Genomic DNA, 250 nt, shown 5'->3' on the forward strand with positions numbered 1-250 from the left:
GAAGCGGACCAGCGGATCATCGACCTCCGCCGGCGTGCTTTCGTCTTGCGCAGAGGCGCGGAAGTCCCGGTAAAACACCTCATGAGCGGCCTCCTGCTCCGGTGTGCTGGTCGGCTGCGGCGTGGCCGGCACGCGCCTGGCGGACGCGGCCCGGCCCGTCTCGAGCGCGATGACCCGTGCCTCGGGCTTCTCGGGCTCCGGCGCCGATGTTTCCTCGAGACCGCGTGCGATATCTTTCGCCGACAGGGGC

The 250-nt window shown here is 70.4% G+C and carries 1 protein-coding gene; it reads right to left on the reverse strand.

Annotation, left to right across the window (positions count from 1 at the left end):
* On the reverse strand, positions 1-250 hold a 250-nt coding region (locus tag PMES_RS16465), incomplete at both ends, for a hypothetical protein (RefSeq protein ID WP_159966787.1).

Source organism: Profundibacterium mesophilum KAUST100406-0324 (genome assembly GCF_009835145.1).
In the GTDB taxonomy this organism is placed as follows: domain Bacteria; phylum Pseudomonadota; class Alphaproteobacteria; order Rhodobacterales; family Rhodobacteraceae; genus Profundibacterium; species Profundibacterium mesophilum.